7 protein-coding genes and 2 tRNA genes are annotated in these 5,398 nt (G+C 61.8%); 8 read left to right on the forward strand and 1 reads right to left on the reverse strand.

Annotated elements, in window-relative coordinates:
• From MPJ51_RS00630 to MPJ51_RS00640, 3 genes are all read left to right on the forward strand, one after another.
• The coding region (locus MPJ51_RS00630) for a ribonuclease E/G (RefSeq protein ID WP_298381056.1) at positions 1-693 on the forward strand (693 nt) is incomplete at its 5' end.
• Positions 690-872 carry a DNA gyrase inhibitor YacG gene (gene yacG / locus MPJ51_RS00635; RefSeq protein WP_298381057.1) on the forward strand — a complete coding sequence of 61 codons (183 nt, stop codon included), beginning with the start codon at positions 690-692 and terminating at the stop codon, positions 870-872. The genes MPJ51_RS00630 and yacG, both read left to right, overlap by 4 nt.
• A 79-nt stretch (positions 873-951) precedes the next feature.
• Positions 952-1,026, forward strand: a tRNA-Phe gene (locus MPJ51_RS00640).
• Between the two features lie 295 nt (positions 1,027-1,321).
• Here MPJ51_RS00640 and MPJ51_RS00645 read toward each other — a convergent pair.
• Positions 1,322-1,396, reverse strand: a tRNA-Thr gene (locus MPJ51_RS00645).
• 83 nt (positions 1,397-1,479) lie between these two features.
• Between MPJ51_RS00645 and MPJ51_RS00650 the strand changes: the two genes are divergently transcribed.
• Genes MPJ51_RS00650 through hisD form a run of 5 tightly spaced genes read left to right on the forward strand, consistent with a single transcriptional unit; the run spans position 1,480 to position 5,267 of the window.
• On the forward strand, positions 1,480-1,635 hold the full coding sequence (locus tag MPJ51_RS00650) for a hypothetical protein (protein ID WP_170576133.1): 156 nt from the start codon (positions 1,480-1,482) through the stop codon (positions 1,633-1,635).
• Between the two features lie 6 nt (positions 1,636-1,641).
• On the forward strand, positions 1,642-2,907 hold the full coding sequence (gene murA / locus MPJ51_RS00655) for a UDP-N-acetylglucosamine 1-carboxyvinyltransferase (protein ID WP_298381058.1): 1,266 nt from the start codon (positions 1,642-1,644) through the stop codon (positions 2,905-2,907).
• Positions 2,907-3,383 carry a DUF2948 family protein gene (locus MPJ51_RS00660; RefSeq protein ID WP_298381059.1) on the forward strand — a complete coding sequence of 159 codons (477 nt, stop codon included), beginning with the start codon at positions 2,907-2,909 and terminating at the stop codon, positions 3,381-3,383. Before murA ends, MPJ51_RS00660 begins: the two co-directional genes overlap by 1 nt.
• A complete protein-coding gene (locus MPJ51_RS00665) occupies positions 3,384-3,905 on the forward strand; it encodes a GNAT family N-acetyltransferase (RefSeq protein WP_298381060.1) in 522 nt (173 codons plus the stop codon). It abuts the gene before it with no gap.
• A 60-nt stretch (positions 3,906-3,965) separates the two neighbouring features.
• A complete protein-coding gene (gene hisD, locus MPJ51_RS00670; RefSeq protein ID WP_298381061.1) occupies positions 3,966-5,267 on the forward strand; it encodes a histidinol dehydrogenase in 1,302 nt (433 codons plus the stop codon).
• Positions 5,268-5,398 lie beyond the last annotated feature (131 nt).

The raw sequence follows: 5,398 nt of genomic DNA on the forward strand, positions 1-5,398 counted from the left end.
GCGCCGGGCCTGAACATCTCGCGCAGTATCCGGGACGAGGACGAACGGGATCGCCTGCTGGAAATCGCCCACGCGCAGATGGAAGATTGCGCCTATGGCCTGATCCTCAGGTCCTGTTGCCAAGGCGCGGATGAGGCCGAAATTGCCGAGGACATCTCGGCCATGCGCGCTCAGGCCGAACAGGTGATGAACGATCCCGGCTCTGAGCCTGAGACGCTCAGCGAAGGCGACGGCCCACATCTTCTGGCCTGGCGCGACTGGACCGATCCCGCCGAAGTGGCAACCGCAGAGGGCAGTTTTGACACCCACGGGGTGCTGGATGCGCTGGAGACGGCGAAAGGTATTGCCGAACCGCTTCCCGGCGGTGGCCACCTTTACATCCAACCCACCCGCGCGCTGGTCGCGGTGGATGTGAATACAGGCAACGACACCTCTCTGGCCGCCGGAACCAAGGCCAACTTCGCCTGCGCAAAAGCCCTGCCCCGCGCTCTGCGCGTGCGCGGTCTGGGCGGGCAGATCACGCTGGATCTGGCACCGATGCCCAAGAAAGACCGCCGCGGCTTCGAATCCACCCTGCGCGCCGCGTTCAAATCCGATTCCGAAGAGACCATTCTGGCCGGTTGGACCCCTCTGGGGCATTTCGAACTGCAACGCAAACGCGGCCGTATCCCCTTGGCAGAGGTGCTGAAATGAGCTGCCCGATCTGCGGTGAAAACACTGAGCACGCCTTCCGCCCATTCTGCTCCAAACGCTGCGCGGATATCGATCTGGCCAAGTGGCTGAACGGCTCTTACGCGGTCCCATCGCAGCGCGAAGAGGACATGGATGCCGAGTTGGACGAGGCCGAAATCAAACCTTCGCGCCCGCATTGAAAAAATCTCAAAAAGCCTCTGGACACTGCCCCTGCCAAGTCATAGAAGGCCTGCACCCAACGGCAAACACCGTTCCCGTGCCCGGGTAGCTCAGGGGTAGAGCAGTGGATTGAAAATCCTCGTGTCGGTGGTTCGATTCCGCCCCCGGGCACCACTTTTACCAAGTAAAAGCAATGTGTTGGCAGATTGACCGCTATCGCACCTCATTGGTTGATTGCCCGGGACTGCAATTGATATTGTTTTCAAACGAACCTTTCGTCTATGCCCCTAAAGCTATTCGGTTCATGGCCTTGGGTATATTTAAAAACGGAAGTTACACAGTGCGCTAGGTAGTCCTTAGACGAGCGCTTTCTGAGCCAATGAAATTTACGCCAGAAGGTGTGTATGGAACACTAAAACCACTTTACCGTTCAAGGTGTCAGGGGGTTTCTGTGGACAAATGTGAGAAATGGTGCTGCTGGAGAGAATTGAACTCTCGACCTCTCCCTTACCAAGGGAGTGCTCTACCTCTGAGCTACAGCAGCGCTGTGGGCGGGTGATTAGACTCAAACGAAACGGGGCGCAAGGGTGTCTGGACGGTTTTTTGCGTCTCCTGTAGAGAAAGATAATGGCAGACAAAAATTCACCCAAAAAACACGGCAAATCCGGGGATGCACGCGAAGAGCGGTTGAAGGCTGCGCTCAAGGCGAACATGGCGCGGCGCAAGGCGCAAGCCAAGGCGCGGGCGGCCTCGGACGACAAAGCCGGCAAGGACGAGGGATAAGAGCAGATGGATTCGATTCTGGTGACGGGCAACGGCCCGTTGAACGGGCAGATACCGATTGCGGGGGCCAAGAATGCGTGCCTGACGCTGATGCCCGCCACATTGCTGAGCGATGAACCGCTGACGCTGACAAACGCGCCGCGGCTGAGCGACATCAAGACGATGACCCAGCTGCTGCAATCGCTTGGGGCCGAGGTGTCGCAATTGCAGGACGGGCAGGTCATTGCGATGTCCAGCCATGACCTGACCAGCCACACCGCTGACTATGACATCGTGCGCAAGATGCGGGCGTCGAATCTGGTGCTGGGCCCGATGCTGGCGCGGCTGGGGCAGGCAGTGGTGTCCCTGCCCGGCGGCTGTGCGATTGGTGCGCGGCCGATGGATTTGCATGTCGAGGGGCTTGAGGCGCTGGGCGCGGAGATTGAGCTGAAGGATGGCTATCTGCACGCCAAGGCACCCGGCGGGCTGAAAGGGGCGGTGCATGAGATGCGCTTTGCCTCGGTCGGTGCGACGGAAAACATCGTTATGGCCGCAACGCTGGCAAAGGGCACCACGGTTCTGAAAAACGCCGCACGCGAGCCCGAGATTGTCGATCTGGTGGACTGCCTGCGCAAGATGGGCGCTCAGATTTCGGGTGAAGGGACCCCGACCATCGAAATTCAGGGTGTTGATCGCCTGCATGGCGCGACGCATCAGGTTGTGACCGACAGGATCGAGCTGGGCACTTATATGCTGGCCCCGGCCATCTGCGGCGGTGAGGTTGAGTTGCTGGGCGGACGTATGTCTCTGGTCGAATCCTTTGCCGAAAAGCTGGATGCGGCGGGGGTGAATGTTGAAGAGACCGCCAAGGGTCTGAAAGTGGCCCGCAAGAACGGGCGCGTGACCTCTGTGGACGTGGTGACCGAACCCTTCCCCGGGTTCCCGACCGATTTGCAGGCGCAGATGATGGCGTTGATGTGTACTGCCGAAGGTGTGTCCGTTCTTGAAGAACGCATCTTCGAGAATCGCTTTATGCATGCGCCCGAACTGGTGCGTATGGGCGCGAATATCGAGGTCCATGGCGGCACCGCCACCGTCACTGGCGTGGATCGCCTGAAGGGCGCGCCGGTGATGGCGACGGATCTGCGGGCCTCGGTATCGCTGATCTTGGCCGGTTTGGCGGCTGAGGGCGAGACGGTGGTCAGCCGGGTCTATCATCTGGATCGCGGCTATGAACATGTGGTGCGCAAGCTGGAAGGCGTAGGCGCAAGGATCGAACGGATCAAAGGCTGATGACAGACGCAAGTTTTCACGACGGGCGCGAGGCGCCGCTGAACCTGGGCGCTGAGGATGGGGATGACCTGCAGGTCATCGCAACGCTGACTCAGGACGCGATTTTCCCGGTGACCGAAATCACCTGGCGCCCGTCCGAGCGCCGCTTTGCCCTGCTGCTGAACCGCTTCCGCTGGGAGGATAAGGACGCCGCAACCCGCCGCAACCGGCCTTTCGAGCGGGTGCAATCGGTGCTGGTTTTTGATTCCGTCCTGTCGGTCGCCAGTCAGGGCATCGACCGCAGCGACAAGGATATGGTGATGTCGCTGCTGTCGGTTTCATTCGAACCGGGTGAAGACGGAGCCGGGCAAATCCTGCTGACGCTGGCCGGGGACGGCGCGATCCGTCTGACGGTCGAGGCTCTGGATGCCTCGCTCAAGGACGTCACCCGTCCCTACCGCGCGCCCTCGGGGCATGCGCCGCAGCATCCGGACTGAATGCAGAACAAGCGGGGCATAGCGCAGGCGTTTGGCAATCCGCCAAAGGGGATCGCGCTGCGCCGGGCAAACCTGTTCGATGTGTTTGATCTGAGCCGCGTACTGATCCGCTCGATCACCGAGCTTTGCGCGGCGGATCACAAAAACGACCCGGACAATATTGCCCTGTGGACGGCGAACAAGTCGCCCGAGGCGATCCGGGGGTGGATCGAGTCCGGTGCGTTGCTGTGGCTGGCCGAACAGGACGGCGCCGTGGCGGGCATCGGCGGGATTCGGGACGGTCAGGAAGTCTCACTGCTTTATGTTGACCCGGACCACGCCCGGCACGGGATCGGAAGCGCGCTGTTGGCGCGGCTGGAACGTGAACTCTCGAAGGCTGGATGCCGCGTGGCCTATCTGGATGCATCTTGCACCGGGCGCGATTTCTATGCCGCGCGGGGCTGGGAACCCTCGGGCACACCGGGCGAGTGGCACGGTATCCCGCAATTTCCGATGCGCAAATCGCTGCACCCCACGGACTGAGGGTTGAGGGCACCCCGCCCCGGCGCTATGACCCGGGGCACCTGACCGGAGTTCCTGACCATGCCCGTTTTCCTCGATACCACATCCGCTGATTTCGAAACCGCCTTTCAGACGCTGCTGTCGGCCAAGCGCGAAGACAGCCCTGATGTGGATGCCGCCGTGGCGCAGATCATTCAGGACGTTCGGTCCCGGGGCGATGCGGCAGTTATCGAACTCACGGCCAAGTTCGACCGGCTGGACCTGACGCCTGAAACGATGGCATTCTCGGCAGCTGAGATTGCCGAGGCTGTGGCACAGGTTGCCGAGGATGACCGCGCCGCGCTGGAATTGGCGGCCAACCGCATCCGCGCCTATCACGAAAAACAGATGCCCGCCGATCACGAATGGACAGATGAGACCGGCGCGACGCTGGGCTGGCGCTGGTCGGCGGTCTCGGCGGCAGGGCTGTATGTACCGGGCGGGTTGGCCTCATACCCCTCGTCAGTGCTGATGAATGCGATTCCGGCCAAGGTGGCTGGGGTCGAACGGCTGGCGATTGCCGTGCCCACGCCGGACGGACAGGTGAACCCGGTGGTCCTGCTGGCGGCGCAACTGTCCGGCGTGGACGAAATCTATCGCATCGGCGGCGCGCAGGCGATTGCGGCGCTGGCTTACGGCACCGAAACCATCGCTTCGGTGGACAAGATCACCGGTCCCGGCAATGCCTTTGTCGCGGCGGCCAAGCGGCGGGTGTTCGGCAAGGTGGGCATCGACATGATCGCGGGCCCCTCGGAAATTCTGGTGATCGCAGACAAGGACAACAACCCCGACTGGATCGCGCTTGATCTGCTCAGCCAGGCCGAACATGACGAAAGCGCCCAGTCGATCCTGATCACCGATGACGCGAGCTTTGGCCAGCAGGTGGCGCAGGCGGTCGACAAACGGCTGGAAACACTGCAACGGCGCGAGATCGCCGGGGCCAGCTGGCGCGACTTTGGCGCCGTGATCACCGTGCGCAATCTGGATGAGGCCGCCGCCCTGTCCAACCGTGTCGCCCCCGAACACCTCGAACTGTGCGTCGCCGACCCCGCCACGCTGAGCACCAAGACCCTGCACGCCGGAGCCATCTTTCTGGGCCAATACACGCCCGAGGCCATTGGCGATTACGTCGGCGGGCCCAACCACGTCCTGCCCACCGCGCGCTCGGCCCGGTTCTCCTCGGGTCTCAGCGTGATGGATTTCCTCAAACGCACCACGCTCAGCCAGATGACCCCGCAGGCCCTGCGCGCCATCGGCCCCAGCGCCGCCCGGCTTGCGAATTCGGAAAGCCTTGAGGCGCACGGTCTGTCGGTGATTGCCCGGTTGGAACGTCTGAATGATTGAAATGCCGCAAAGGCATAACCTAACTCACATTGCTCCGGATGAACTGTTGATATAGGTCTGACCTGACCTGAACGGACCACGACGCCAATGACCCGCATTTCGCATATCGAACTGGATGACCGAAACCTGCC

The sequence above is a fragment of the Ruegeria sp. genome, assembly GCF_028066395.1.
GTDB lineage: Bacteria > Pseudomonadota > Alphaproteobacteria > Rhodobacterales > Rhodobacteraceae > Ruegeria.

Bases quoted from the DNA above. Each gene is read 5' to 3' on its own strand.
- murA (WP_298381058.1), top strand. From the start codon at position 1,642: ATGGATTCGATTCTGGTGACGGGCAACGGCCCGTTGAACGGGCAGATA.
- MPJ51_RS00665 (WP_298381060.1), top strand. From the start codon at position 3,384: ATGCAGAACAAGCGGGGCATAGCGCAGGCGTTTGGCAATCCGCCAAAG.
- yacG (WP_298381057.1), top strand. From the start codon at position 690: ATGAGCTGCCCGATCTGCGGTGAAAACACTGAGCACGCCTTCCGCCCA.
- hisD (WP_298381061.1), top strand. From the start codon at position 3,966: ATGCCCGTTTTCCTCGATACCACATCCGCTGATTTCGAAACCGCCTTT.
- MPJ51_RS00660 (WP_298381059.1), top strand. From the start codon at position 2,907: ATGACAGACGCAAGTTTTCACGACGGGCGCGAGGCGCCGCTGAACCTG.
- MPJ51_RS00650 (WP_170576133.1), top strand. From the start codon at position 1,480: ATGGCAGACAAAAATTCACCCAAAAAACACGGCAAATCCGGGGATGCA.